Annotated in this window: 23 protein-coding genes; 12 read left to right on the plus strand and 11 right to left on the minus strand. The window is 73.8% G+C overall.

Annotated features, from left to right (window positions below):
• Window positions 1-62 precede the first annotated feature (62 nt).
• Entirely contained in the window at window positions 63-908 is an 846-nt protein-coding gene (locus AB0B83_RS07405; RefSeq protein WP_357577442.1) for a CHAP domain-containing protein, read from the minus strand.
• A 215-nt stretch (window positions 909-1,123) separates the two neighbouring features.
• On the opposite strand from AB0B83_RS07405, the gene AB0B83_RS07410 reads away from it, so the two are divergent.
• Together AB0B83_RS07410 and AB0B83_RS07415 are read left to right on the plus strand one after the other, a co-directional pair.
• Window positions 1,124-2,077, plus strand: a complete 954-nt coding sequence (locus AB0B83_RS07410; protein ID WP_357577443.1) for an SRPBCC family protein — start codon at window positions 1,124-1,126, stop codon at window positions 2,075-2,077.
• 26 nt (window positions 2,078-2,103) lie between these two features.
• Window positions 2,104-3,276, plus strand: a complete 1,173-nt coding sequence (locus tag AB0B83_RS07415) for a zinc-dependent alcohol dehydrogenase (protein WP_357577444.1) — start codon at window positions 2,104-2,106, stop codon at window positions 3,274-3,276.
• Window positions 3,277-3,348: 72 nt separating this feature from the next.
• On the opposite strand, the gene AB0B83_RS07420 is transcribed toward AB0B83_RS07415, so the two are convergent.
• Complete coding sequence (locus AB0B83_RS07420; RefSeq protein ID WP_357577445.1) at window positions 3,349-4,347, minus strand: hypothetical protein; 999 nt, start codon at window positions 4,345-4,347, stop codon at window positions 3,349-3,351.
• Between the two features lie 359 nt (window positions 4,348-4,706).
• Here AB0B83_RS07420 and AB0B83_RS07425 point away from each other — a divergent pair, with 359 nt between their 5' ends.
• Window positions 4,707-4,928 (plus strand): hypothetical protein, encoded by a 222-nt coding sequence (locus AB0B83_RS07425; RefSeq protein ID WP_357577446.1) that lies wholly within the window; start codon window positions 4,707-4,709, stop codon window positions 4,926-4,928.
• 95 nt (window positions 4,929-5,023) lie between these two features.
• The gene (locus tag AB0B83_RS07430; protein ID WP_357577447.1) at window positions 5,024-5,392 is read left to right on the plus strand and encodes a GNAT family N-acetyltransferase; all 369 of its coding nucleotides are present in this window, start codon (window positions 5,024-5,026) and stop codon (window positions 5,390-5,392) included.
• 101 nt (window positions 5,393-5,493) lie between these two features.
• Here AB0B83_RS07430 and AB0B83_RS07435 read toward each other — a convergent pair whose 3' ends face one another.
• Window positions 5,494-6,972 (minus strand): glutamate--cysteine ligase, encoded by a 1,479-nt coding sequence (locus AB0B83_RS07435; RefSeq protein WP_357577506.1) that lies wholly within the window; start codon window positions 6,970-6,972, stop codon window positions 5,494-5,496.
• 183 nt (window positions 6,973-7,155) lie between these two features.
• Here AB0B83_RS07435 and AB0B83_RS07440 point away from each other — a divergent pair, with 183 nt between their 5' ends.
• A complete protein-coding gene (locus AB0B83_RS07440; RefSeq protein WP_357577448.1) occupies window positions 7,156-7,494 on the plus strand; it encodes a DUF3817 domain-containing protein in 339 nt (112 codons plus the stop codon).
• A gap of 4 nt (window positions 7,495-7,498) precedes the next feature.
• Here the strand turns inward: AB0B83_RS07440 and AB0B83_RS07445 are convergent, their stop codons facing one another.
• Both AB0B83_RS07445 and AB0B83_RS07450 read right to left on the minus strand, forming a co-directional pair.
• Window positions 7,499-8,359 (minus strand): alpha/beta hydrolase, encoded by an 861-nt coding sequence (locus AB0B83_RS07445; RefSeq protein WP_357577449.1) that lies wholly within the window; start codon window positions 8,357-8,359, stop codon window positions 7,499-7,501.
• Between the two features lie 47 nt (window positions 8,360-8,406).
• Window positions 8,407-8,946 carry a hypothetical protein gene (locus AB0B83_RS07450; RefSeq protein WP_357577450.1) on the minus strand — a complete coding sequence of 180 codons (540 nt, stop codon included), beginning with the start codon at window positions 8,944-8,946 and terminating at the stop codon, window positions 8,407-8,409.
• Between the two features lie 151 nt (window positions 8,947-9,097).
• Between AB0B83_RS07450 and AB0B83_RS07455 the strand changes: the two genes are divergently transcribed.
• Genes AB0B83_RS07455 through AB0B83_RS07465 form a run of 3 tightly spaced genes read left to right on the plus strand, consistent with a single transcriptional unit; the run spans window position 9,098 to window position 13,115 of the window.
• Window positions 9,098-10,222 (plus strand): Vms1/Ankzf1 family peptidyl-tRNA hydrolase, encoded by a 1,125-nt coding sequence (locus tag AB0B83_RS07455; RefSeq protein ID WP_357577451.1) that lies wholly within the window; start codon window positions 9,098-9,100, stop codon window positions 10,220-10,222.
• On the plus strand, window positions 10,215-11,975 hold the full coding sequence (locus AB0B83_RS07460) for a thiamine pyrophosphate-binding protein (protein ID WP_357577452.1): 1,761 nt from the start codon (window positions 10,215-10,217) through the stop codon (window positions 11,973-11,975). The genes AB0B83_RS07455 and AB0B83_RS07460 overlap by 8 nt, the downstream gene beginning before the upstream one ends.
• A gap of 51 nt (window positions 11,976-12,026) precedes the next feature.
• A complete protein-coding gene (locus tag AB0B83_RS07465) occupies window positions 12,027-13,115 on the plus strand; it encodes an iron-containing redox enzyme family protein (RefSeq protein ID WP_357577453.1) in 1,089 nt (362 codons plus the stop codon).
• Between the two features lie 253 nt (window positions 13,116-13,368).
• Here the strand turns inward: AB0B83_RS07465 and AB0B83_RS07470 are convergent, their stop codons facing one another.
• On the minus strand, window positions 13,369-13,599 hold the full coding sequence (locus AB0B83_RS07470) for a CDGSH iron-sulfur domain-containing protein (RefSeq protein WP_311410258.1): 231 nt from the start codon (window positions 13,597-13,599) through the stop codon (window positions 13,369-13,371).
• Between the two features lie 223 nt (window positions 13,600-13,822).
• Here AB0B83_RS07470 and AB0B83_RS07475 point away from each other — a divergent pair, with 223 nt between their 5' ends.
• Both AB0B83_RS07475 and AB0B83_RS07480 read left to right on the plus strand, forming a co-directional pair.
• Window positions 13,823-15,235 carry a hypothetical protein gene (locus tag AB0B83_RS07475; protein WP_357577507.1) on the plus strand — a complete coding sequence of 471 codons (1,413 nt, stop codon included), beginning with the start codon at window positions 13,823-13,825 and terminating at the stop codon, window positions 15,233-15,235.
• Window positions 15,236-15,463: 228 nt separating this feature from the next.
• The gene (locus AB0B83_RS07480; RefSeq protein WP_357577454.1) at window positions 15,464-16,606 is read left to right on the plus strand and encodes a SigB/SigF/SigG family RNA polymerase sigma factor; all 1,143 of its coding nucleotides are present in this window, start codon (window positions 15,464-15,466) and stop codon (window positions 16,604-16,606) included.
• Between the two features lie 63 nt (window positions 16,607-16,669).
• Here AB0B83_RS07480 and ctaD read toward each other — a convergent pair whose 3' ends face one another.
• From ctaD to AB0B83_RS07505, 5 genes are all read right to left on the minus strand, one after another.
• Complete coding sequence (gene ctaD, locus AB0B83_RS07485; RefSeq protein ID WP_357577455.1) at window positions 16,670-18,670, minus strand: cytochrome c oxidase subunit I; 2,001 nt, start codon at window positions 18,668-18,670, stop codon at window positions 16,670-16,672.
• 105 nt (window positions 18,671-18,775) lie between these two features.
• Window positions 18,776-19,504, minus strand: coding sequence for an ATP-binding protein (locus AB0B83_RS07490; protein ID WP_357577456.1), 729 nt, complete (start codon window positions 19,502-19,504; stop codon window positions 18,776-18,778).
• 102 nt (window positions 19,505-19,606) lie between these two features.
• Window positions 19,607-20,059, minus strand: coding sequence for a DUF4383 domain-containing protein (locus AB0B83_RS07495; RefSeq protein ID WP_357577508.1), 453 nt, complete (start codon window positions 20,057-20,059; stop codon window positions 19,607-19,609).
• Window positions 20,060-20,234: 175 nt separating this feature from the next.
• A complete protein-coding gene (locus AB0B83_RS07500; RefSeq protein WP_357577457.1) occupies window positions 20,235-21,392 on the minus strand; it encodes a glycosyltransferase in 1,158 nt (385 codons plus the stop codon).
• Window positions 21,393-21,465: 73 nt separating this feature from the next.
• Window positions 21,466-22,482, minus strand: a complete 1,017-nt coding sequence (locus AB0B83_RS07505) for a glucosyl-3-phosphoglycerate synthase (protein ID WP_357577509.1) — start codon at window positions 22,480-22,482, stop codon at window positions 21,466-21,468.
• Between the two features lie 191 nt (window positions 22,483-22,673).
• Between AB0B83_RS07505 and AB0B83_RS07510 the strand changes: the two genes are divergently transcribed.
• Window positions 22,674-23,681 carry a Gfo/Idh/MocA family oxidoreductase gene (locus AB0B83_RS07510; protein ID WP_357577458.1) on the plus strand — a complete coding sequence of 336 codons (1,008 nt, stop codon included), beginning with the start codon at window positions 22,674-22,676 and terminating at the stop codon, window positions 23,679-23,681.
• Window positions 23,674-24,762, plus strand: a complete 1,089-nt coding sequence (locus AB0B83_RS07515) for a zinc-binding alcohol dehydrogenase (RefSeq protein ID WP_357577459.1) — start codon at window positions 23,674-23,676, stop codon at window positions 24,760-24,762. Before AB0B83_RS07510 ends, AB0B83_RS07515 begins: the two co-directional genes overlap by 8 nt.
• Window positions 24,763-24,801: the final 39 nt, after the last annotated feature.

Consider the following 24,801-nt stretch of genomic DNA (forward strand, 5'->3'; position numbering starts at 1 on the left):
GGCCGGGGCTCTGCGCGCGGTGCTCCGTCAACGGCAAAAGGTTCCCGTCCGGGGCGGCAGGGTTACTTGAAGCGGATGAACTTCGAGAACTGGTTGTTGGCGGTTCCCACCGACACCGTCCGGTGGCTGTACCGGTCGGCGGAGACGTAGTTGTACTCGTCGATCTCGAAGGTGCCGTTGGCGTTCACCCTGGTCACGAACGCGACGTGACCGTAGGTGCCGCCCAGGCGTACCGCGACGTCACCGGCCTTCGGGCTGTTGTACACCGGCACGCCGGCGCGTCCGGCGGCGGCGACCCACTCCTTGGCGTTGCCCCACCGCGCCTGGCCCTTGTACTGGTTGTGGAAGGCGACGCCGACCCGGCTGCGCACCGCCCAGGCCGCGAAGCTGGTGCACTGCCCCTTGTAGAAGTTCCAGGGATCGATGCCCGAGGTCTGACCCTTGTAGGGGTAGTCGTCCTTGGCCGGGTAGCTGGCGCCGGCGGAGATCAGCTGGTGGGAGGCGTTGTTGTTCTTCAGCGTGGTGCTGAGGTTCTTCTTCGCCCCGGGCGCGAAGTCCTGGTACGCGTGGGAACCGTTGTAGCCGGTGTTGTAGTAGACGCGCACCGTCTTCCCGGTGCGGTTCCACGCCGAGGCGGCGTTGTTCTTGATGCACTGGCCCTTGCCGCTGCCGGCGCCCTTGAACTCGTAGCAGCCCGGCTGGGCGGTGCCGTAGTCGGCCAGCGAGCCGGCGTGATCGGAGATCGAGCCCGCGTGGTTGCTGTTGTAGTAGTAACAGAACTCGCCGGTGTTGCATGCTCCGTCGCGGGCCGCGGCCTGCGCGGGCGCGGCGACCGCCAGGACGCCGAGAGTCGCGCTCAGCACGCTGGCGCTGAGGGCACCGAGGACGCGAACGGTGACCGTGGGCATGATCACTTCCCTCCTGGGGGTGGGTGATGGGGGACCCACGCTACAAGGCATAGATCAACCGCCATACCCCTCAATCGCGGGCGCGCGGATGGCGCGGGGGTCTGTCGAGATTCGGGGTCCATCGGGTGATTCGTGGGCATAGCGTCAGGCGTGGCGGCTTCCCGCCGCCGGGGCTGCCCGGGGGGCGGGTCAGGACGATCTGACGGTGGTGCGACGTGGACGAGACCGATCCGATGATGCTGGACCAGCGGGGACGACGCGGCCAGGGCGCCGGGCTGCCCCGGTTGCTGGGCGCGGTCAGCCTCGCCCTCGGTGCCGGCAGCCTGTTCGCCCCGCGTGCGGTGGCCCGGCTGACCGGGGTGGACGACTCGCCCGCCGCCCGCGCGGTCGTCGCCGCCGTGGGCGCCCGCGAACTGGCCCACGCGGCGGGCCTGCTCGCCGGCCGCAGCCCGGCCGGCTGGGCGTGGACCCGGGTGGCCGGCGACGCGCTGGACCTCACCCTGCTCGGACGGGCCTGGGCGGACCGGTGCGGCGAGCGGCGTCGGCGGGTCGGCCTCACCACCGCCGCCGTCGCCGGTATCGCCGCCGTCGACCTGATCGCCGCCGTGCGCGCCGGTCGGGCCCGGGCCGCGCACCGGCGGGTGATCGACATGGAGGTCGCGGTCACCGTCAACCGGTCCCCGGCCGAGGCGTACCGCTTCTGGCGGGACCTGGAGAACCTGCCCCGGTTCATGTCCCACCTGGAGTCGGTACGCGCCGACGACCTGCGCCGGTCGCACTGGACCGCGCACGGCCCGGCCGCCCGCCGGATCGAGTGGGACGCGGAGATCGTCGACGACCAGCCGAACCGGTCGCTCGCCTGGCGGTCGCTGCCCGGCACCCGCGTGCCCAACGCGGGCCGGGTCCGGTTCGTGCCCGCGCCGGGCGATCGCGGCACCGAGGTCCGGGTGCGGCTGCGCTACGCCCCGCCGGCCGGCGCGCTGGGCCGGGCCGTGGCGAAGCTCTTCGGCGAGGAACCCGAGCAGCAGGTACGCGACGACCTGCGCCGGTTCAAGCAGGTGGTGGAGACCGGCGAGGTGGTCCGCTCCGAGGGCAGCCCGGACGGCATCTCCGTGCGCCAGCAGGTCATGCAACGCCCCGCCCAGCCGCTGCCCATCGCCCGCCGCTGACCGCCCGCCACCCGAGAGGACGAACGATGAAGGCCACCGCCTGGATGGGCAAGGACAGCGTCAAGGTCGTCGACGTGCCCGACCCGACCATCATGAACGCGCGCGACGCGATCGTACGGATCACCTCGACCGCCATCTGCGGCTCGGACCTGCACCTCTACCACGGCTACATCCCCGCCATGCGCAAGGGCGACGTCCTCGGCCACGAGTTCATGGGCGAGGTCGTGGAGGTCGGCCCGCAGGTACGCAACCTGCGCCCCGGCGACCGGGTGGTGGTGCCGTTCCCGATCGCCTGCGGGCACTGTTCCTCCTGCCAGCGCGGGCTCTTCTCGGTCTGCGAGAACTCCAACCCCAACGCCGGGGTGGCCGAGAAGATCATGGGGCACTCGCCGGCCGGCATCTTCGGCTACTCCCACCTGCTCGGCGGCTACGCCGGCGGCCAGGCCGAGTACGCCCGGGTGCCGTTCGCCGACGTCGGCCCGATCAAGGTGCCCGACGAGGTCCCCGACGACCAGGCCGTGATGCTCGCCGACGTGCTGCCCACCGGCTTCATGGGCGCGGAGATGTGCGACATCAAGCCGGGCGACGTGATCGCCGTGTGGGGGGCCGGCCCGGTGGGCCTGCTCGCCGCGGCCAGCGCCCGGATGCTCGGCGCGGAGCGGGTGATCGTCATCGACCGGTACCCGTACCGGCTGCGGCTCGCCGAGGAGCACACCGGCGCGGAGACCATCAACTACGACGACACCGACGTGCTCGACGCGCTCAACGCGATGACCGCCGGGCGGGGGCCCGACGCCTGCATCGACGCCGTCGGCCTGGAGGGGCACCACGGCAACACCGCCGTCTACGCGTACGACCGGGCCAAGCAGGCCGCCCGGGTCGAGACGGAACGCCCGTTCGCGCTGCGCCAGGCCATCCTCGCCTGCCGTAGCGGCGGCGTCGTCTCGGTGGTCGGCGCGTACGGGGGCTTCGTCGACAAGTTCCCGATGGGCGCGTTGATGAACCGGTCGTTGATCATGCGTACCGGTCAGTGTCACGTCCAGCGCTACACCCGTCCGCTGCTCAACCGCATCCAGCGCGGCGACATCGACCCCAGCTTCATCATCAGCCACCGGATGCGACTCAAGGACGCGGCCAAGGGCTACAAGATCTTCCAGAAGAAGCAGGACGAGTGCACAAAGGTCGTCCTCAAGGTCTGAGCCCCGGTACGGGCGCCGACGAGGCCCGGAGGCGGCGGAAACCGGCCGTCCCCGGGTCTCGTCGGCGGCGGGTCAGGCCCAGGGGGCCGTCGGGTACCAGGGGATGATCTCGCGGCGGGCGAGCAGCCGTACGTCCCAGTAGAGGAACGTGAACGCGCCGGCGACGATGAACGCGACAGCGGTCAGGACGGCCAGGCGGCTCGGCCGGGCGCTGAACCAGCGTTGCAGGCGGGAACCGGCGAGCCAGGCCAGCAGCAGGAACAGCACCGCCATGATGACGATGTTGCCGAGGGACTGCAGCGTGAACGCCGCCGCGCCGTAGAGCGGGTTGCCGCTCTCGGCGGCGTCGCGGAACATCTGCCGGAACAAGGCGAAGGGCCGGCCGATCAGGAAGCCGGCGATCAGTGCGCCCATGAACACCATCGGGGCGTTGGGGAACCGGCGGGCGATCCGGGCGAACGGGTCCGGCACGACGCCCAGCGCGGCCAGACCGAGATAGATCATGATGAGCCCGATCGCGCCGAAGACGACCATGGACTGGATGCTCCTCGGGGACAGTCCGCCGGGCGCGTTGGGTGCGGTGGAGAACTGCGGCATCGACGTGCCGACGAGGCCGACGACCGCGCCGTAGGCGGCCGACACCGCGACCATGCCCACCGACATCCAGCCCAACGGCTTCAGCGGTGCGACGATCCGGCTGAACCTGCTGCCCGTGGTGCCGGTCAGCGGGGCCAGGGCGCCGAACGCGGCGATGTTGCAGGCGGTGAACGTGCCCGCGATGCCGGAGACGAAGGCGAACAGGATGCCCGCCGCGATGCCCTGGATGGGCGTCTCCTTGGCGTCGTGGCCGAGCAGCGTGTTGGCGACGTTGTCGCCGATGGTCCGGTCCACGAACTCCGCCGACCAGATGACGGTCAGCAGGAACCCGCCGAGGACGCTGAGGAGGATGATCAGCCCTCGCCGCCGGGGAAAGTGCCCGTTGACGAACGCGGACGTCCCGCTCCGCGCGGGGTCGGGGCTGAGCCGGACGGGCGCGTCGGGTCGCCGGGAAGACCTCTGGGTCTGCGTCACATGCGCTCCTCGGGGTGGGGGAGGGGCCGGTGGGAGGGGGACGGGTCGATGTCCGCGTTTCATCATGGGGTGGCCGCCGTCGGCTCGGTTCTTCCATCGTGCGCAATCTCCCGGGCCGTTTCGCCCGCTCCGGGTGCCGGTCAACTCCAGGACGGTCCGGCTGCCCGCCTCCGCCGCAGACGCGTGGATGAAGCGCCTTGGAGATCGTCGGGGGTCGGCGCCGCGAAGGACGTGGGGTGTCGTCCGCCGTCCGGCCTGTCGTCGCCTCGGGTGATCGGGAAGGCGACCGTGCGACCCTTGTTGCCAATATTTTGCAATAAGCTGGCGGGCGGACGACGACTGCCGCGAGAGGAACACCCATGCCCGACGCGCCCGCCCGGTCCGCCGTGGACGGTCCGCCACACACCCTGGCCGAGCTGGTGATGGCCTGGGGGTGCGGCTGGGCGGTCTCCAGGGACACGCCCGCGCCCGTCGCGGTCCCCGGCGGCTTCCGGATCGACGTGGGCCGGCCCGGCCACCGCGTACGCCACGTGCTGCACACCTACGACGCCGACTCGCTCGGGCGGCTCGGCCGGAGCTGACGGAGCCGGGCACCTGGATCAAGGTCAGCGGGGACCGTGCCGGCCTCCGCGCCGCCCTGCCCGACGCCTGGACGCTGGACGTCGCCGGACACCTCATGAGCGCGCCGCTGACGCCGGGCGCGGCCGAGCCGCCCGCACCGTACGCGACGCGGGTCGTCGCCGAGGGCGGGGTCGTCGTCGCGACGGTCCTCGACGCGTACGGGCACAGGGCGGCCATCGGGCGGCTGGCCGCCGCCGGGGAGTTCGGCATCGTCGACCAGGTCGAGACGGAGCCCGCCCATCGGCGGCGCGGGCTGGGCAGCGTCGTCATGCGGGCGCTCTGCGACCACGCGGCGAAGCTCGGCATGCGCACCGGGATCCTCGTCGCCACCGACGAGGGACGCGCCCTGTACCGCGCGCTCGGCTGGACGGCGCGCTCGGACCTGTCGGGGGCGTACCTCAGCGAGGACCCGGGCCCGGCCTGACGTGCCGGCCGGGCCGGACGACGGGCGGAGCCGACAGGTGGACGGCGGCTACGCCGGAACGGCGCTGGGGCACGGCGGTGGCGGGCGGGCGCGGCGGCCCATTAGGGGATGGGCCACTCGTGGACCGGCCGGTTGGTGTGCATCAGCGTCACGTAGTGCCGCACCACCTCCCGCAGCGCCTCCGGCCGGTCGAGATGGTCGGCGGACTCCAACCGGTGCAGGGTCTCCACCTGCCAGCTCGCCCCGTTGCGGCCGGTCAGGCACCGTTGCTCGATGACGCCGAGCAGCCGGTCCCGCTCGACCGGGTCGAGGCCCCAGCGGTCCAGCCCGTGGTGGGCCAGCGGCAGCAGCCGGCGTAGCACCAGCTCGGTGACCGGGAGATAGCCGAGGCCGGGCCAGAAGACCTGGGCGTCGATGCCGTAGCGGGCGCAGGCGTTGAAGTTCTCCTCGGCCGCGCTGAACGACATCTGCGACCACAGCGGCCGGTCGGCCTCGGCGAGCGCCCGGACGAGACCGAAGTAGAAGGCGCCGTTGGCCACGGTGTCGAGCACCGTCGGCCCGGCCGGCAGCACCCGGTTCTCCACCCGCAGGTGCGGACGGCCCTTCAGCACGTCGTACACGGGGCGGTTCCAGCGGTAGACGGTGCCGTTGTGCAGCCGCAGCTCGGCGAGCCTCGGCACGTCCCCCCGGGCCAGGGCCTCCGCCGGGTCCTCCGCGTCGCAGACGGGCAGCAGCGCCGGGAAGTAGCGCACGTTCTCCTCGAACAGGTCGAACACCGTGGTGATCCAGCGCTCGCCGAACCACACCCGGGGACGTACGCCCTGGGCCTTGATCTCCTCGGGCCGGGTGTCGGTGGCCTGCTGGAACAGCGGGATGCGGGTCTCCCGCCACAGCTCCCGGCCGAAGAGCAGCGGCGAGTTCGCCCCCAGGGCCACCTGGATGCCGGCGATCACCTGCGCGGCGTTCCAGTAGTCGGCGAACTGGGCTGGGCTGACCTGGAGGTGGAACTGGGTGCTCGTGCAGGCCGCCTCCGGGGTGATGGTGTCGGCGGTGACCGCGAGCCGTTCCACGCCGTTGATCGCGATCCGCAGGTCCTCGCCGCGGGCGGCGAAGATCTGCTCGTTGAGCAGCGCGTAGCGCGGGTTGGCCGACAGCGTCTCGGCGGTCAAATGCTCCGGCCGCAGCGTCGGCAGGACGCCGATCATCACCATGTGCGCGCCCACGTCCCGCGCCTTCGTCTCGGCGGCGTTGAGGCTGGCCCGCACGGCCTCCTCGAACTCGCGGGTGCCGGTGCCGGCCAGCCGGCGCGGCGCCACGTTGATCTCGACGTTGAACTGGCCCAGCTCCGTCTGGAAGTCCGGGTCCGCGATGGCGGCCAGCACGTCGGCGTTGCGCATGGTCGGCATCGCGTCGTCGTCGACCAGGTTCAGCTCGATCTCCAGCCCGGTCATCGGCCGTTCGACGTCGAACCGGGACTCCCGGAGCATCTCGGCGAAGACGTCCAGGCACCGCCGTACCTTCTCGCGATAGCGGGCCCGGTCCTCGCGACTGAAGGTCCGTACGCCGACGTCCTCGCCCATGGTCACCGCCCTGTCACCGTTGGTTCCCCTAACCTCGCACGCGCAGGGCGGGCCGGGGAAGACCCGAAGCTCCTTGTACGTACCCAGCCCGGGCCCGCGTGATCCCTGTCGCCTCCGCCCGTCGAGCCGTCGGCGCGGCCGGCGGGGTGGTTAGCATGTGCGGCAACCGGTGGGGGAGTGACGATGCGCGAGAAGATCACCAGGCTCTTCGTGGCGGCGGCGATCGCCGAGGCCTGCTCCTGGCTGGCCCTGCTGATCGGCATGGCCGTCAAGTACGGCCCCCCGGGCAACGAGATCGGCGTGCAGATCTTCGGCCCGATCCACGGCGCGCTCTTCGTCGCGTACGGCCTGCTGGTCCTCGCGATGGCCCGGCTGCACCGGTGGCGGCCCTGGCCCACCCTCGTGGCCCTGGCCTGCGCGGTACCGCCGTTCGCCACCCTGATCTTCGAGCGCTGGGCCGCCCGGCGGGGGATACTGCGCACGGCGGGCGAGCCGGACCGGCCGCTGACCCCCGTCGGCTGACCGGTCAGCCGGCGAGGAAGTCGGCCAGCGCGGCGGCGAGCTGCTCCGGGGCCTCCTCGGCCATGTGGTGGCCCGAGTCGATCGCGGCCACCCGCACGTCGTCGGCCCAGTCCCGCCAGATCGCCGCCGGGTCGCCGTACAGGTCGACCATGTCGTCCCGCTGCGACCAGCAGAACAGCACCGGGCAGGCGATCCGCCGCCCGGCGGCCCGGTCGGCGTCGTCGGCCGCCCGGTCCGGGCCGAGCCCGGCCCGGTAGTCCTCGCACATCGCGTGCACCGTCGCCGGGTCGTGGATGGCCCGGCGGTAGTCGGCGTACGCCTCCTCGCCCATGGCCGCCGGCGACCCGCCGTACCAGGCGTCCGGGTCGGCGGTGATCATTCGCTCCGCCGGCTTGTCCGACTGGCCGAGGAAGAACCAGTGCCACCAGCGGGCCGCGAACCGGGCGTCGGCGCGCGCCAGGGCCTCGCCGATCGGCACCCCGTCGAGCACGCCCAGCCGGCTGACCCGCTCGGGGTGGTCCAGCGCCGTGCGCATCGCCACGTAGCAGCCCCGGTCGTGCCCGATCACCGCCGCGCGGTCGTGGCCGAGCGCGTCGAGCAGGCCGACCACGTCGCGGGCCATCGCCCGCTTGGCGTACGTGGTGTGCCCCGGGTCGCTCGGCGGCTTCGACGAGGCGCCGTAACCGCGCAGGTCCGGGCAGATGACGGTGTGCTCGCGGGCGAGCAGCGGCGCGACCCGGTGCCAGGTCGCGTGGGTGCGCGGATGGCCGTGCAGCAGCACCACGGGTGGCCCCGAGCCGCCGTGGCGGACCCGCAGTTGGACGTCGCCGACGTCGATCCGCTCCAGCGTGAATCCCTCGAACATGTCCGCCACGGTGCCCGCGGGCGTGCCGCCGGAAACCGCGCCGGCCGTCAGGTCAGCGCGGACCAGGCCAGCACGGCGGCGACCAGCAGCCCGCCCAGCACCGCCTGGAGCAGCAGCGGCGGCCCGAGGTGCGACCACAGGGTGGCGGTGCGCGGGGTGAGCAGCTGGCCCGTCGTCAGGTTGACGATCCGCTCGATCTTCGGCGGCAGGTCCGGGTCGCCCTGCGGACGCAACGTGAGCTGCACGTGGTCCGCCGGGTGCAGAGCGCTCTGCGGCAGGTGCCCGTGCAGCTCGACCTCGCAGAGCCGCCCGGCGGCGTCGCGCAGCCGCACCGGGGTGACGAGGTATTCCGGGCCCTTCTTCAGGTCCTTGAAGCTTCGACGGGCGGCGCCGGAGCCGGCGGAGAGCAGGGAGCGGGCCAGCGCCATCAGCAGGCCGGCGATCCCGGCGGCCACGAGCACCGCGACCAGCACCGGCTGGCCGATGCGCACCTCGCGCGGGTAGCCGTCCATCAGCCGGACGATCCGCCCCGTGACGATCCGGCCGGTCGGATGGACGATCCGCCGGATGTGCAGGTCGCTGTCCATCTACACCACCCAGAGTCCGGTTGCGTTCACTCATGGTATCGGTCGTCCGGGTTGAACGACATGAATGAAATGCGGTCACGCGCTCGCGGCGGCCAGGTGACAACCGCAGCGGCACGGGTAAGCGGGGGGCCGAGCTGGAAAGGGGTCGAGCATGCAGCTGTCCTTCCTGCGCCCGCTCTACGACCGGCCGGGGCCGTGGGTCTCGGTGTACCTGGACGCGTCCGCCAACGTCGAGGACGCCCACGCGGCGCTCGATCTGCGCTGGCGCGGCCTGCGTGACCAACTTCAACAGCAGCGCGCCGACGTGGACACCATCGACGCCGTCGAACGCGTCGTGCGGGGCCACGATCCGATGCCCGGCGGCTACGGGCTGGCGGTCTTCGGCGCCCGGGGCCGGGTGGTGCTGTCGGAGTACCTCTCCGCCCCGCCGCTGCGGGACCTCGCCGCGTACACCTCGTTGCCGCACGTGATGCCCATGCTGGCGCAACGCGGCGAGCAGGTGGCCTGGGTGCGCGTGCTGGCCGACCGGACCGGCGCCGACGCCATGGCGATCAGCGCCGGCGGCGTGCCGCGCCGGGCCCACGTGAGCGGCCGGGAGGACTTCCAGCTGCGCCGGGTGCAGCCCGGCGGCTGGTCGCAGTCGCACCACCAGCGGGCCGCCATGGAGGCCTGGCACCACAACGCGGGCGACGTCACCGCCGCCACGGTGGAGCTGGCCGAGAAGGTCGGCGCGGAGGTCGTGGTGGTCGCCGGCGACGTGCGCGCCACCGGCGTGATCGCCGCCCAGATGCCGGACCGCTGGCAGGACCTGATGGTGCGCACCGACGCCGGGTCCCGGGGCGGCGGCGCCGACCAGAGCCTGCTCGACGACCTCACCGTGCAGACCATCGCCGAGGTGGCCGACCAGCGGATCACCGCCGTGCTGGACCGGTTCGGCATGCAGGAGGACGTCGGCGCCGGGCTGGACGCCGTGGTGTCCGCCCTGCAACGCAACCAGGTCGAGACGATGCTCATCGTCGACGACCCGTCCGCCACCGGGGAACTCTGGATCGGGCCGGACCCGACCGAGATCGCCACCGAGCCGGGGCAGCTCGCCGCCATGTCCGTACGCGACCCGGAGAAGGTCCGCGCCGACGCCGCCCTCGTGCGCGCGCTGGTCGGCACCGACGCCGAGCTGACCGTGCTGGGCCCGGACGAGGCGCCGGAGCTGACCGACGGCGTCGGCGCGGTGCTGCGCTACGTCGACACCGGCACGCCGGGGCGTGGCGATGGCTGAGCGTACGGTGGCCGACCTGGTGGTCGAGCGACTGCGCGCCTGGCGGGTGCCCCGCGTCTTCGGCTACCCCGGGGAGGCCATCGCCCCGGTGCTCGAGGCGCTGGACGCCTCGGGCGGGGACCCGGCGTTCGTGCCGGCCCGCCACGAGGAGACCGCCTCCTACATGGCCACCGGGCACGCCAAGTTCACCGGCGGGATCGGCGTCTGCCTGGCCACCCAGGGGCCCAGCGCCGTCCAGCTTCTCAACGGCCTCTACGACGCCAAGCTGGACAGCAAGCCGGTGGTGGCGATCGTCGGCGAGGACGTCTCCGGCCCGCTCGGCGGCGCCCACCAGGAGATCGGGCTGAGCCGGCTGTTCGCCGACGTGTGCAACCAGTTCGTCCGTTACGGCCGGGTCCCCGACGGGGTGCCGGCCCTGCTCGACCAGGCGTTCCGCACCGCCGCCGCCACCCGCAGCCCGGTCTGCGTGGTGCTGCCGCGGCAGTTGCAGGAGGCCACCGTGCCCGACCTGCAGTCCCACGCGGCCGGGGTGCTCTCGGCGACGCCGGGCGAGCCGCTGGCCCGGGTCCTGCCGCACGACGCCGACCTGGACGCGGCCGCCCAACTGCTCGCCAACGGCCAGCGGAGCGCGATCCTGGTCGGCCAGGGCGGCCGGGGCGCGGCCGGAGAGATCGTCGCCCTCGCCGACCGGCTCGGCGCCGGGGTGGCGACCTCGCTGCTGGGCAAGCCGGTGCTCGACGAGCGGCTGCCCTTCCACGCCGGCGTGCTCGGCGAGGTCGGCACCCCGGCCGCCGCCGAGCTGATGGGCGGCTGCGACACGCTGCTGCTCATCGGCACGAACGATCCGTGGACGGACTACTTCCCGATGCCGGGGCAGGCCCGCACGGTGCAGATCGACATCGACGGCCGCCGGATCGGCACCCGCTACCCGGTGGACGTGCCGCTCGTGGGCGACGCCCAGGAGACGCTGCGGGCGTTGCTGGCCCGGGTGCCCGACCGGCCGAACGCCCGGTGGCGGGAGACCGTCGAGGGCTCGGTCGACCGGTGGCGGGCCGAGCGGGCCGACCGCGCCACCGCCCCCGCCGAGCCGGTGAACCCGCAGCTCGTGCTGCACGAACTCTCCACCCGGGTCCCGCCGCGTGGGGCGGTGGCGGTGGACGTCGGGTCGGTCATGTACTGGTACGCCCGGCACCTGGAGCTGCCGCCGGGCGTCAACGCGCAGCTCTGCGGCACGCTCGGCACGGTGGGCTGTGCCCTGCCGTACGCCGTGGCGGCCAAGCTCGCCGCCCCGGACCAGCCGGTGCTCGCCCTGCTCGGCGACGGCGCGATGCAGCTCAACGGGCTGGCCGAGCTGATCACCGTGGCACACCACTGGCGAGAGTGGCGTGATCCCCGCCTGGTGGTGCTGGTGCTGAACAACCGGGACCTGTCCGGCATGGGCGGTGGCCGTACGCCGACCGACCCGACGCGCCGCCTGCCCGACGTGCCGTACGCCGGCTGGGCGCGGCTGCTCGGCCTGCACGGGGTGCGGGTCGACCGGCCCGAGCTGGTGGGGGCGGCCTGGGACGAGGCGCTGGCGGCCGACCGGCCCTGCGTACTGGAGGCGGTGGTCGACCCGGCGGTGCGGCTGGCGCCGCCCGAGCCCGCGTTCGCGGACCTGCGCGAGGTGTTCGCCGAGGGCGACGCCGCCCGGCGGGTACGCGACCGGATGCTCGCCGCCGGGGTGGCCGTGGAGGTCGACGACCTCGTTTAACGCTCTGGTCGAGGGGCACTGAGGACGGGCAGTACGACGCTGGAGGTCACCTTGTCAGAGTCCCCGGACCGCCGGTACGGCCCCGCGCCCCTGCCGCAGCCCCGTGGGCCGGTGTCGGCGGCGCTGCTGGACGCGCTGCGGCGGGCGCCGCACGACCTCCCGGCGGGGCTCGGCGCCGGGCTCGCCCCCGCCGACGCCCTCACCGACGAGGACCTCCAGCTCACCCTCTTCTGCTGCTACGAGCTGCACTACCGGGGCTGGCAGGGCGTCGACGAGGACTGGGAGTGGCAGCCGTCCCTGCTCGCGCTGCGCGCGTACGCCGAACGGCACTTCGAGGCGGCGGTGCGCGCGCTGGTGGGACCCCTGCCGGCGGCGCTGCCCGGCGGGGTGCCGGCGGCCCTGGCCGACGTGGTCGCCGCCGACGACGGGCCGTCGCTCGCCGGACACCTGCAACGCCGGGCGTCGCTGGCCCAGTTCCGGGAGTTCGTCACGCACCGCTCGATCTACCACCTGCGCGAGGCCGACCCGCACAGCTGGGCCCTGCCGCGCCTCGGCGGGCCGGCGAAGGCCGCCCTGGTGGAGATCCAGATGGACGAGTACGGCAACGGGCGGCTGGACCGGATGCACGCCGAGCTGTTCCGGGTCACCCTGGCCGAGCTGGGGCTGGACACCGGCTACGCCGCCCACCTGGACGCCGTGCCGGCGGTCACCCTGGCCACCAACAACCTCATGTCGCTGTTCGGGCTGCACCGGCGGCTGCGCGGGGCGCTGCTGGGGCACCTCGCCGCGTACGAGATGACCTCCTCGCTGCCGAACCGCCGGTACGGCAACGGGCTGCGCCGCCTGGGCCTGGGCGAGGCGGCCACGCGCTTCTACGACGAGCACGTCGAGGCCGACGCGGTGCACGAGCAGATCGCCGCGTACGACCTGTGCGGCGGGCTGGTCCGGGTGGAGCCGGCGCTCGCCCCGGACGTCCTCTTCGGCGCCGCCGCCGCGCTGGCGGTGGACCGGCTCTTCGCCGCGCACCTGCTGGACGCCTGGGCCGCCGGCCGCACCTCCCTGCGCGCCACCGCCGCCTCGATCCGCATCGACCTGCGCGACCGCCCGCGCCCCGGCGGCCGACCCGCCGCCGTAGCCTGACCCACCCGGCTTCACCCCACCCCACCCCGCCCCCGTGCGGGCCGTGCGAGCCCCGCCCGGCAGGGCAGGGCAGGGCGGGCCGCCCGCGTGCGGGCCGTGGATCATGCAGTTGTGGTGCCCCGCAAAAGCCGCGAAGCGCCAGCTTCCGCCCACCAGAAGTGCATGATCGACGCGGCCGGTCGGCGGGGGACGCGTGGGCGGCGCGGGGCGTGGGTCAGGGGGTTTCGCGGGTGGGGGCGGCGCGGGGCGTGGGTCAGGGGGTTTCGCGGGTGGGGGCGGCGCGGAAGTTGACGGCCTTGTGGGTGCCGTCGCAGAACGGCTTGAGCGCCGACTTCCCGCAGCGGCACAGGGCCACCGTGCCCCGCCGCGCGTCGATGGTCTCCCCGTCGGGGGTGACCAGGGCGAAGTCGCCCCGGACCAGCAGCGGCCCGTCTTGGTAGGGGGTGATGGTGGCCGCCGCGGGAGTGTCGTCGTCGGTGCGCATGGGCGCTGAAGTGCCCCTTGCTCCGGCACTGAAACCCCTGCTCACCGACGTGCCGTCGCGGTGCGTGACCGGCGTCGTCACCCGGTTCGGCGGTTCGGCGGTCACCCGCCCGGGATCTTCTGATTGCTCCCGCCCGGTGGGGGATGCCCCGTTTGAACCCCATCGGGACGGGAAGCCGGGCCGCGTGGTGAGCGAACGAGGCAAGGTGGAGCCGGGGCACAAGGTGCGCAAGGGGCTCACGGCCGAGGGTGCCGGGCTGGCGGGCGACCGGGTGGTGGCCGCCGGCAGCGCCGCGCGGGTCCTGGTGGCCGCCACCGCCCGGGCGCTGCGCGGCACCGACTGCGCCGACCTCGGACACCCGGGACACCCGGGGCCGCTGTCGCGGTTCGTCGGCGCGCCCGAACCGGTGCGGCGGGCGGCGGTGATCCGGGCGGCCGGCCGGGTGGCGCTCACCCCCGGCCAGACCGCCGAGGTCGACGCGGGCCGGGTCGCCCGCTGGTTCGCCGAGCAGTACCCGCGCCGCCGCTACCCGGGCGTCCTGATCGGCTCCCCGCACGGCGCGGCCGCGCACCTGGCGATGGCGCTCGGCGTGCCCTGGCTGCCGGCCGGGTTCGAGATGACCGTGCACTGGGCGCAGGGCGCCGTCGACCGGCCGCAGGCCGCCCTGGACCACGGTGCCGCGCTCACCGCCCGTCTCCTCGGCGGCAACGCCGACCTGCACGTCCGCCAGGTGCACTGCCCCGCGAGCCGGGGCGCGCTGGCCGGCGCCACGGTGTCGCTGGCGGCCCGGTGGCGGTCCCTGCCGGCCGCGTACGCGCGGTTCCTGGCCGACCGGCTGGCGCCCGGCGCCCCGGTGCTGCTGCTGCGCGACGCCCGCACCTGGCCGGTCTTCGACTCCGCCCCCGGGCACAGCTTCCAGGTCGGCTGCCCGGGCAGCGGCCTCGACCCGGTCGACTTCCACCCGGACAGCCACGCCCTGCGCCAGGTGCTCCGCTCGGCCGGCGGGGACGGCGCGCACTGGGAGCCGCCGGAGGTCGCCTCGCCGCCCGAGCCGGCGGAACACGGCGTGGAGTCCGGTTTCGAGGCCGGCGTCCGGGAGTGGACCGGCGGGCACGGGCATCCGCTGCACCGGGTCCTCGTGCCGCGGCCGGAGGCGCTCAGCGCCGCGACCGCCGACCTGTACCGGCGCTGGTTGCGCGCGGCCGGCAAGACCGGCGACCGGCTGGTGGTGGAGTGCGGCCGGCTGCTCGACCCGTGGCAGGTGGTGCGGGCCGGGATGGTGCCGTACTGGTGCGAGAACGCCACCCGGCGCAGCGTGGAGGCGGCGGAGTGGTGGCTCGCCGGGAGCGAGCCGTTCAGCTCGGTGGACGTGCTGCCCGAGCCGCCCGGACTGCGGTCGCCGGCGCTGGCCGGGCTGCCGCAGTGGTTGGCCGTCGCCGGCTTCGGGCGCCGCCGGCGGGCGCTGGACCGCACCTCGGCGCGCGGCTACCCGGTCACCTCGGTGCCCACCCGCCGGGCGACGGAGGTGCTGCGGGCGCAGCCGTACGACCTGCCGACGCCGCCGCCGATGACCGTCCCCGAGGCCCTCGCCGCGCTGCGCGACGGCGGCTCCCACCAGGGGTTACTCGTCTGTTGAGTCGGCCCTTTCGAAACATCCTCGCGAACCCCGGGTCCCGTGATTGAGTACCTACGGAGCGGGAACACCGCTGGCTGCGACGGCCTGATCACGCCGTCCGGCGTGGCGCCGTCGCCCGCTGACATCCCAGTCATGTGACCCATTTTCCGGCCCGGGCGTGGTGCGACCACGCGCGCGCACGACCGGTTTCCTGAATCCGGGCGGGGGACCTTCCTGAGGGAGGCGCGGATGTTCGGACAGACCACCACGACCACACCACCTCCGACCGATCGGGGCCTGGAGGACCTCGACGCGGCCGCACTGGCGTACGCGGCGCGGATCGAGGGGCTACCGCCCGAACGACGCCAGGAGGCACGTGACGACCTCGTCCGGTTCGCCCTGCCGTTCGCGGGCCGGCTGGCCCGCCGCTACCGGGGGCGGGGCGAGCCGTTGGAGGACCTGGAGCAGGTCGCCCGGCTCGGCCTGGTCAACGCCGTCGACCGGTACGACCCGGAGCGGGGCTCCTTCACCGCGTACGCGGCCATCACCATCGTCGGCGAGATCAAGCGGCACTTCCGCGACCGCACCTGGGGCGTGCACGTGCCGCGCCGGCTGCGCGACCTGATCCTGGAGGTCGGGCAGGCCACCTCCGCGCTGACCAGCGAGCTGTCCCGGGCCCCGACGGTCGCCGAGCTGGCGGAACGGCTGGAGACCCCGCAGGAGGAGATCCTGGCCGCGCTGGAGTCGGCCGCCGGCTACAGCCCGGCCTCGCTGAACGCCCCCGTCGGCGGGGAGAGCTCGGCGGAGTTCGGCGACCTGGTCGGCGAGTCCGACAACGCGCTGGAGTCCGTCGACGACCGGGTGACGGTGAGCGGGCTGCTGCACCGGCTGCCCTGGCGGGAGCGGCGCATCCTGGCCATGCGCTTCTACGGCAACCAGACCCAGGCGGAGATCGCCGCCCGCTTCGGCATCTCCCAGATGCACGTCTCCCGGCTGCTGTCGCGGGCGCTGACCTGGCTGCGCCAGGCGATGCTGGCCGACGCCCCGCCGCCGTGGCAGAACGGGACCGCCGAGTCGGCCGAGCCGGCGAAGACCAGGATCTCGGTGCGGCACAACGGCGACCGGGTGGTCGTGGAGGTCGGCGGGGAGGTCGACCGGGACGGCGCGGACCAGCTCCGCCGGGCGATGCTGGAGGCGGTGACCGGGCAGCCCGCCGAGGTGGTGGTCGACCTGGTGGGCGCCGGTGGCTTCGACGCCGGCGGCATCGCCGCGCTGATGGCGGGCCGCGAGGCCGCCGCCCGCACCGGGGTACCGCTGCGGCTGACCCGCGTCCAGCCGGCCGTGCGCCGCTCGCTCACGGCGGCGGGCCTGGCGGCGGTCCGCGAGGGCTGAGACCACGTACGCGGAAGGGCCGGCACCCCCCGGGGTGCCGGCCCTTCTCTCGCGTACGCCCGCTCAGCGCTCGGGCGTGTCGCCGGGCCCGCGCGGATGCCGCCAGCGCTCCCTGGCCGGCGGCTCCCGGTCGGCGCCGGGGCGGGGCTCCTCCGGCTCCTCGGTCTGCTCGAAGCTGGGCCGACGGATCTCGTCCGGTTCGGGGACGTCCACGGGCCGGGCCCCGGACTGCGCCGCGGGCTGGTACGCGGCGGCCTCCCGCGCGCCGTGCGCCCCCTCGGCGGCCGGCGCCTCGGGCACGTGCCTCTCGCGGTGCAGCTCGTCGCGGAGTTCCTGCGGCGGCTTGGTGCTGCGCTGGGGCAGGTCCCGACCGAGGTCGGCGACGAGCGGGCCGTACTTGGCGTCGAAGGCGGGCCGCTCCGAGCGGATGCGGGGCATCCGGTCGAAGTTGCGCAGCGGCGGCGGGCAGGTGGTGGCCCACTCCAGCGAGTTGCCGAAGCCCCACGGGTCGTCGACGTTCACCATCGCCCCGTAGCGCCAGGACTTCCAGGCGTTCCAGATGAAGAAGAGCGTGGACGCGCCGAGCACGAACGCGGAGATGCTGGAGAAGGTGTTCAGCGCGGTGAACCCGTCGCTGGGCAGGTAGTCGGCGTACCGGCGGGGCATGCCCTCGTTGCCCAGCCAGTGCTGGACGAGGAAGGTGCCGTGGAAGCCGAGGAACATGGTCCAGAAGTGGGCCTTGCCGAGCCGCTCGTCGAGCAGCCGCCCGGTCATCTTCGGCCACCAGAAGTAGAAGCCGCCGAAGAGCGCGAAGACCACGGTGCCGAACAGCACGTAGTGGAAGTGCCCGACGACGAAGTACGTGTCGTGGGTGTGCCAGTCGGCCGGCGGGCTGGCCAGCAGCACTCCGGTGAGGCCGCCGAAGAGGAAGGTGACCAGGAAGCCGATCGCGAAGAGCATCGGCGTCTCGAAGGTGATCTGCCCCTTCCACATGGTGCCGATCCAGTTGAAGAACTTCACCCCGGTGGGCACCGCGATCAGGTAGCTCAGGATGCTGAAGAACGGCAGCAGCACCTGGCCGGTGGCGAACATGTGGTGCGCCCACACGGTCATCGACAGCACGGTGATCGCGGCGGTGGCCAGCACGAGCCCCGTGTAGCCGAAGATCGGCTTGCGGGAGAAGACCGGGATGATCTCGGTGATGATGCCGAAGAACGGGATCGCGATGATGTAGACCTCGGGATGGCCGAAGAACCAGAACAGGTGCTGGTAGAGCATCGGGCCGGCGGTCCCCGGGTCGTACACGTGGGCGTTGAGCAGCCGGTCCGCCGCGAGCGCCATCAGCGCGGCGGCGAGCAGCGGGAACACCAGGATCACCAGCACGCTGGTGAAGAGCATGTTCCAGGTGAAGATGGGCATCCGGAACATGGTCATGCCCGGCGCGCGCAGGGTGAGGATCGTGGTGATCAGGTTGACGGCGCCGAGGATGGTGCCCAGCCCTGAGATCACCAGGCCGATCACCCACATGTTGGCGCCGACGCCGGGGGAGTGCTCCTGGCTGCTCAGCGGCGAGTACGCGGTCCAGCCGAAGTCGGCGGAGCCGCCCGGGGTGAGGAAGCCCCCGAGCACCATCAGGCCGCCGAACAGGTAGAGCCAGTACGCGAGGGCGTTGAGCCGGGGGAACGACACGTCGGGGGCGCCGATCTGGATCGGCACGATGTAGTTGGCGAACCCGAACGCCGCGGGGGTGGCGAACAGCAGCAGCATGACCGCGCCGTGCGAGGTGAAGAGCTGGTTGTACTGCTCGGCGGAGAGGAACTGCAAGTTGGGCCGGGCCAGTTCGGCGCGCATCAGCATCGCCTGGATCCCGGCGACCAGGAAGAAGCCGAACGAGGTCAGCAGGTAGAGCAGGCCGATCTGCTTGTGGTCGGTGGTGGCCAGGAAACGGGTCAGTTTGCCGCCGGGAAGCGCCTTGCGCAGTGGCCCGGGGTAGCCACCGAAGCGTGCCGGCGCCAGGATCGCCGGTCCCCGGTCGCGTGGTTCCGTGGTTACCCGATTGGGCATGTGACTCTCACCCCGCCAGACGACAGATAGGACGGCGCGGCTACCCGCCCCTCATCCCATGAAACCAGGCGACAGGGGTTATTCAGGCGAGAGTGGTAAATTCTGTCAATTCGCGGGCAGTATGGCCCAGACGACCTTTCCGTCGCCGGCCGGCGCGCTGCCCCACCGCTGGGCCGTCTCGCGCACGAGCATCAGCCCCCGGCCGCCCTCGGCCCGCAGGTCGCCGGCGCCGATCCGGACCGAGGTCCGGCTGCCGTCGGCGACCACCAGGTGCAGGTACGGCCGGCGCAGGGTCAGCGTCACCTGCATCGGCGTGCCGGCGTGCCGGACCACGTTGCCGACCAGCTCGCTGAGCACCAGCGACGCCGGCCCGACGGCCTCCGGCAGGTTCCAGCGGGCGCACGCGTCGGTGACCAGCTCCCGCGCCCGCCGGCAGGCCTCGGCCACCGGTTCGAGCCGGGCGCGCAGCCGGGGCGCCGCCGCCGCGTTCGCCACCCGGGTCGCCTCGTCGCAGTCGTGCCGCACGGGCACCACCCGGCAGGCGGTCGACTGGGCCAGCCAGGTCGCCGCCTCGGGCGGCGGGGCGCACAGCACGACGGGCACCGCCGGCCAGTCGGCCGCCCGACGGGCGGTGGCGGCGAAGACCGAGAGGGCGAGCCGGTCACGGAGGGTGACGTCGGTGAGGTCGACCACGAGGGCGTCGGGCTGGCTGGCGAGGCAGTCGTCCAGCACGCCCCGCACCGTGCGCATGGTGTCGATGCCGAGGTCGCCATGGAGGCGTACGACGGTCACTGGCGACTCGTCGTGCACCTCGCAGGTGATCCGGCTCGGCATCGTGCCCTCGTTTCGCGTCGTCGGGATCTGCGAACTACCCGGCCGCGTGAAGGGTCAAACCGGACCGGCCGGGGCGTCGCCGCCCCGGCCGGTCACGATGCGTCACCGGCGGGTCCGGTCCCGCGTGGTCAGGATGCCGAGCGCGATCATGCCCAGGCCCAGGAACAGGTGCAGCCAGTTGTCGGCGTTGTTGACCGGGATGAAGTTGGCCGCGCTGTCGTGGTCGATCACCAGGCCGTAGAGCCAGAGCACCAGGTAGATCGCGCCGCCGCCGACCAGGAACGTCCGCGCGCCCGTGACGGTGCGGGCCAGCAGCAGCCCGGCCACCCCGAAGAGCAGGTGGATGATGTTGTGCAGCACCGAGACCTGGAACAGGCCGAGCAGCTTGGATTCGGAGTCGTGCCCGGCGAAGCGCAGGTCGCCGAAGTTGCTGGTGATGCCCGGCACGAAGCCGAGCACGCCGACCAGGAGGAAGACCACCGCCACGGCGGTGGCGGCCCGCCGGACGGGAGCCCTGCCGTCGGCCGGGTTGTGCCGGGCGCGGGAGTGCGCCATGGGACCGGTCACCGCCGTCTCCTCACTGTGCGAGAACGCTGAGTGGATCGCGCCTTCCCGCTGCTCCAGGCGTCAAACCCCGCCCCCGGAGGAGCGCCCCGACCCACGCGCTCCGGCACGCGACCGGGGCCGGCCCACCGTGACGGCGGGCCGGCCCCGGGGTGCGGATCGTCGGTCAGGCCGGTTGCAGGCGCGGTGCGGCGGCGAGCTGGCGGACCCGCTCGTACAGGCCCACGTACTTCTCGGCCATCACCGCGGGGGTGAAGCGGACGGCGGCCTCGCGCCGGCACTCGTCCGGATCCAGCAGGCTGGCGGCCAGCAGCAGGTCGCCCAGCTCCTCCTCGTCGGTGGTGAGCAGGCCGGTGCGGCCGTGCTCGATCAGCTCGGGCAGGCAGCCCCGGGCGGTGGCCACCACCGGCGTGCCCAGGGCCAGCGACTCGACCACCGCCGTGCCGCCCGGCTCCTCCCAGCGCAGCGGGAACAGCGAGGCCCGGGCGCCGGCCAGCAGGTCGTCGCGTTCCTGCCCGGCCACGGTGCCCACCCAGCGGACCAGGTCACCGTCGACGTGCGGCGCCACCTCGTCGTAGAAGAACCGGACGTCCGGGTTCTGCCGGGCCTCGTCCCCGGCGGCGGCCAGGTCCTCCGGCCGGTGGTACGGGCCGACGGGCCCGGCGAGCACCAACGGCACCCCCACCCGCCGGGCGAGGCGCGCGCCCACGTCCTGGCCCTTGCCCGGGTTGATCCGGCCCAGAATGATCAGGTAGTCGCCCTTCTCCGCCCGGGGCCGACGGTCCGCGTCGACGGCGAGCGGGGTGGACAGGTGCACGTGGCCCACCGAGTGTTCCCGCAACGCCCGGGGCGCGCGGGCCAGCTGCGAGGCGGACACCCCGTTGACCCGGACCCGGTCGCCGCCGTCGACGTTGCCGTAGAGCGCCGGGTGCTTGGCCAGGTCCCAGTGCAGCGTGTGCAGGGCCGGCGGGGCGTCCGGGCCCATCGCGGCGAGCGTCGCCAGGCCGACCGCCTCCACGTGGTCGTGCACCAGGTCGATGTCGTCGCGCGAGTGCAACGCGCGCACCACCCCGTTCAGGTGCGCCTGCGAGATGCCGCAGACCTGGTTGTACGGCCGTTGCAGGGCGTGGAACTGTCCGTCGGGGAAGACGGAGAACTTCTCGTCGACCGGCAGCGTGCTGCTGTCGACCGACGCGAGCACCACCCGTACGCCGAGGCGGCGCAGCTCCGGCACCAGCGTCGCGATCACGTTCTCGATGCCGCCGTAGCCGGGCGGCGGCACGGACAGCCACGGACCGGCGTTCATCAGGACGGTGAGGCTCATGCGGGATTCCTTCCCTCGGCGGGGGCCGGGGCCGTCCGCGCCCGGTCATTCGCGGTCACGGGGGGTCGCGTGTTCACGCCGCGGCGACCCGTCGGCGGGGGATCCGGTGCCGCAGCTCGGCCAGGGGCGGCCGCTCCTCGACGGAGACGTCGCTGACGACGATCTCCCGGTCCAGGTTCGGCAGGGCGTCGGAGCCGCCGCGCCGGAACTGGGTCAGCAGCGCGGCGGGCATCGCCCCCGGTGCCGCCCAGCCGCGCCGCTGCAGCCGCGACCAGGCGGTCAGCATGATCTGGGCCGACATCCGGCCCAGCGCGGCGGTGTCCTGGTGGCGGTGCTTGCGCTCGCCCAAGTCCACCTGGGCCAGCGCGTCCAACCCGACCAGCTCGAGCAGGTCGATGAGCATCGCCGTCTCGACCCCGTAGCCGGAGACGAACGGCACCCGCTCCAGCACCTCCCGGCGGCCGGCGTACTCACCGGCGAGGGGTTGCACGAAGCCCGCCAGCTCGGGCCAGAACAGGTTCAGCATCGGCCGGGCCATCAGCTCCGTCACCCGGCCGCCGCCGTCGGCCTCCACGCTCGCCGCACCGACCAGCGGGCGGTGGTAGAAGCCCTTCACGAAGTCCACCGAGGGATCGGTCAGCAGGGGGCCGATCAGCCCGGTCACGAAGTGCGGGCGGAACTCGCGCAGGTCGGCGTCGATGAACGCCACCACGTCGCCCTCGGCCGCGGCCAGCCCCGCCCAGAGCGCGTCGCCCTTGCCGGTCAGCCGGGGCAGGCCCCGGGTCATCGCGTCCTGGCTGACCACCTCCGCGCCTGCGGCGCGGGCCACGCTGGCGGTGCGGTCGGTGGACCGGGAGTCCACCACGATCAGCTCGTCGACCAGGGCCACCCGCTCCATCAGGTGCTCGCGGATCGTCGACACGATCGCGCCGACCGTGGCCTCCTCGTTGCGGGCCGGCAGGACCACGCTGACCCTGCTGTCCCCCTTGGCGCGGATCAGCCGCCGCGCCGGCCAGTCACCCGCCGACGTGGTGCGGTAGGTGGCCCACGCCTCCACCACCGGTGACACCATCGTTTCCGTATTCCGCACAGGCACCCCCAGATCGTGGCGGAAAAACCTTCCTTGTTTTTCCCACTACCGCACTCGCGCTAACCGCAGCATGCCTAACAGCTTGATCACGGCAGTGACGTGACCGGGTTCCGCCCTGGTGAACGTTTGGTTGCGCGCATGCGGGGGGAGTGCAGTCGCGAACGCGAAACTGTGGCGAAGGGGTCTCTTACATGCGCACGTGCCGGGTGGGACTGGTTGGGGCCGGCGGGGTGGCGCAACGCCACGCCCGGGTGTTGGGCGGCTTCGCGGACGTGGAACTGCTCGGGGTGACCGACGTGGTGCCGGAGGCGGCGGCGGAACTGGCGGACGCGCACGGCGCCCGGACGTTCGGCGACGTCGAGGAACTGCTGGCCGCCGGCCCGGACGCGGTCTACGTCTGCGTGCCGCCGTTCGCCCACGGGCCGGCCGAGGAGGCGGTCGTCGCGGCCGGGGTGCCGATGTTCGTCGAGAAGCCGGTCGCCGTTGACCTGGTGACCGCCGAGCGGATCGCCGACCTGGTGGCCGGGCGGGGGCTGCTCACCGGCGTCGGGCACCACTGGCGGTACCTGCCGGTGGTGCAGCAGGCCCGGGAACTGCTCGGCGACCGTCCGGTGCGGATGGTCAGCGGCGCGTGGTGGGACAAGGTGCCCCCGGTGGCCTGGTGGTCGCGGCGGGACCGCTCCGGCGGCCCCGTGGTCGAGCAGGCCGCCCACGTGCTGGACCTCATCCGGTGCCTGGTCGGCGAGGCCACCGAGGTCACCGCGTACGGCAACGGCACCCCGCCGCCCGTCGACGGCGCCGACATCGACTCGGTGACCACCGCGACGCTGCGCTTCGCCGGCGGCGCGGTCGGCACGCTCACCGCCGCCTGCGTGCTCGGCTGGAAGCACCGCGCCGGACTGGAGATCCTCGCCGACGGGCTGGCCCTCTCGCTCAGCGAGGACGGCCTGGTCGTGCGCGACGCCGACGGGGAACGCCGCTTCGACGCCGACCCCGAGGCCGCCCGGGTCGCCGTGGACCGGGCCTTCGTCGACGCGGTCCGGGGCGTCGGCGACGACGTCCGCGTCCCGTACGCCGAGGCCCTCGGCACCCAGCGGCTCGCCCTCGCGGTCGCCGACTCCGCCCGCACCGGCCGGCCCGTACGGCTGGACACGCCCGTCGCCGCGCCGCTCGCCGCGGGGGTGACCGTCGATGCGTGACCACGTCGTGGTGGTCAGCGGCCCGGGCCGGGTGGAGCTGGTCGAGCAGGACGCCGCCGAGCTGACCGACGGCACGTTCCGGGTCGAGACGCTGTTCAGCGGCGTCTCCGCGGGCACCGAACTCAGCTACGTCAAGGGCACCAACCCCTACCTCAACGTCACCTGGAACGCCGACCTCGGGCTCTTCCAGCCGGGCGCGGCCAGCACCCCGTACCCGGTGACCCGGCTGGGCTACATGCAGGTCGGCCGGGTGGTGGAGAGCCGTACGCCCGCCGTCGCCGTGGGCACGGTCGGCGCGATGACGTACGGCCACCGCACCGGCTGGGTGGCCGACCCGGTCGCCGAGCGGTTCGTGCCGCTGCCCGAGGACCTCGACCCGCTGCTCGGCGTCTACGTCGCGCACATGGGCCCGATCTGCGCCAACGGGGTGCTGCACGCCGCCGCCGACCTGCACGGCGCCGACGTGCGGTCGCTGGGCGACGGGGTGCGGGGCCGGCGGGTCGCGGTCGTCGGCAGCGGGGTGGTGGCCCTGCTCACCGCCCTGTTCGCCAAGCGGCACGGCGCCGCCTCGGTGGTGGTGCTCGACCCCACCCCGCAGCGGCGGGCCGTCGCCGAGGCGCTGGGCCTGGAGACCCTCGACCCGGAGGCCGACGACCCGGCGGTGGTGCTCAAGACCCGCTGGGCGCACGGGCCCAGCGACCGGGGTGCCGACGTGGTGTTCCAGTGCCGGGGACAGGCGTGGGCGTTGCAGCTCGCGCTGCGCCTGCTGCGCCCCCAGGGCACGGTCGTCGACCTGGCCTTCTACCAGGCCGGCGCGGACGCGGTCCGGTTCGGCGAGGAGTTCCACCACAACGGACTGTCGCTGCGGTGCGCGCAGATCGGCCGGGTACCGCGCGGGCTCGCCCCCACCTGGGACCGGGAGCGTCTCTCCGCCGAGACGATCGACCTGCTGCGCGCGTACGGGGACGTGATCCGCAAGCACCTCGTCTCGGCGGTGGTGCCGTTCGAGCAGGCCCCGGCCCTGCTGACCGATCTCGCCGAGCGGCGCCGCCAGGAGCTCCAGGTGGTGCTGACCGTCTGAGGTCCCCGCGTCGCCCCCCGGGCGGGTGGCGCGGCCCGA

Source organism: Micromonospora sp. NPDC049060, assembly GCF_040649055.1.
Taxonomy (GTDB): Bacteria; Actinomycetota; Actinomycetes; order Mycobacteriales; family Micromonosporaceae; genus Micromonospora; species Micromonospora reichwaldensis.

Bases quoted from the DNA above. Each gene is read 5' to 3' on its own strand.
- AB0B83_RS07405 (WP_357577442.1), bottom strand. From the start codon at position 908: ATGCCCACGGTCACCGTTCGCGTCCTCGGTGCCCTCAGCGCCAGCGTG.
- AB0B83_RS07415 (WP_357577444.1), top strand. From the start codon at position 2,104: ATGAAGGCCACCGCCTGGATGGGCAAGGACAGCGTCAAGGTCGTCGAC.
- AB0B83_RS07425 (WP_357577446.1), top strand. From the start codon at position 4,707: ATGCCCGACGCGCCCGCCCGGTCCGCCGTGGACGGTCCGCCACACACC.
- AB0B83_RS07430 (WP_357577447.1), top strand. From the start codon at position 5,024: ATGAGCGCGCCGCTGACGCCGGGCGCGGCCGAGCCGCCCGCACCGTAC.
- AB0B83_RS07435 (WP_357577506.1), bottom strand. From the start codon at position 6,972: ATGGGCGAGGACGTCGGCGTACGGACCTTCAGTCGCGAGGACCGGGCC.
- AB0B83_RS07440 (WP_357577448.1), top strand. From the start codon at position 7,156: ATGCGCGAGAAGATCACCAGGCTCTTCGTGGCGGCGGCGATCGCCGAG.
- AB0B83_RS07445 (WP_357577449.1), bottom strand. From the start codon at position 8,359: ATGTTCGAGGGATTCACGCTGGAGCGGATCGACGTCGGCGACGTCCAA.
- AB0B83_RS07450 (WP_357577450.1), bottom strand. From the start codon at position 8,946: ATGGACAGCGACCTGCACATCCGGCGGATCGTCCATCCGACCGGCCGG.
- AB0B83_RS07455 (WP_357577451.1), top strand. From the start codon at position 9,098: ATGCAGCTGTCCTTCCTGCGCCCGCTCTACGACCGGCCGGGGCCGTGG.
- AB0B83_RS07460 (WP_357577452.1), top strand. From the start codon at position 10,215: ATGGCTGAGCGTACGGTGGCCGACCTGGTGGTCGAGCGACTGCGCGCC.
- AB0B83_RS07470 (WP_311410258.1), bottom strand. From the start codon at position 13,599: ATGCGCACCGACGACGACACTCCCGCGGCGGCCACCATCACCCCCTAC.
- AB0B83_RS07480 (WP_357577454.1), top strand. From the start codon at position 15,464: ATGTTCGGACAGACCACCACGACCACACCACCTCCGACCGATCGGGGC.
- ctaD (WP_357577455.1), bottom strand. From the start codon at position 18,670: ATGCCCAATCGGGTAACCACGGAACCACGCGACCGGGGACCGGCGATC.
- AB0B83_RS07490 (WP_357577456.1), bottom strand. From the start codon at position 19,504: ATGCCGAGCCGGATCACCTGCGAGGTGCACGACGAGTCGCCAGTGACC.
- AB0B83_RS07495 (WP_357577508.1), bottom strand. From the start codon at position 20,059: ATGGCGCACTCCCGCGCCCGGCACAACCCGGCCGACGGCAGGGCTCCC.
- AB0B83_RS07500 (WP_357577457.1), bottom strand. From the start codon at position 21,392: ATGAGCCTCACCGTCCTGATGAACGCCGGTCCGTGGCTGTCCGTGCCG.
- AB0B83_RS07510 (WP_357577458.1), top strand. From the start codon at position 22,674: ATGCGCACGTGCCGGGTGGGACTGGTTGGGGCCGGCGGGGTGGCGCAA.
- AB0B83_RS07515 (WP_357577459.1), top strand. From the start codon at position 23,674: ATGCGTGACCACGTCGTGGTGGTCAGCGGCCCGGGCCGGGTGGAGCTG.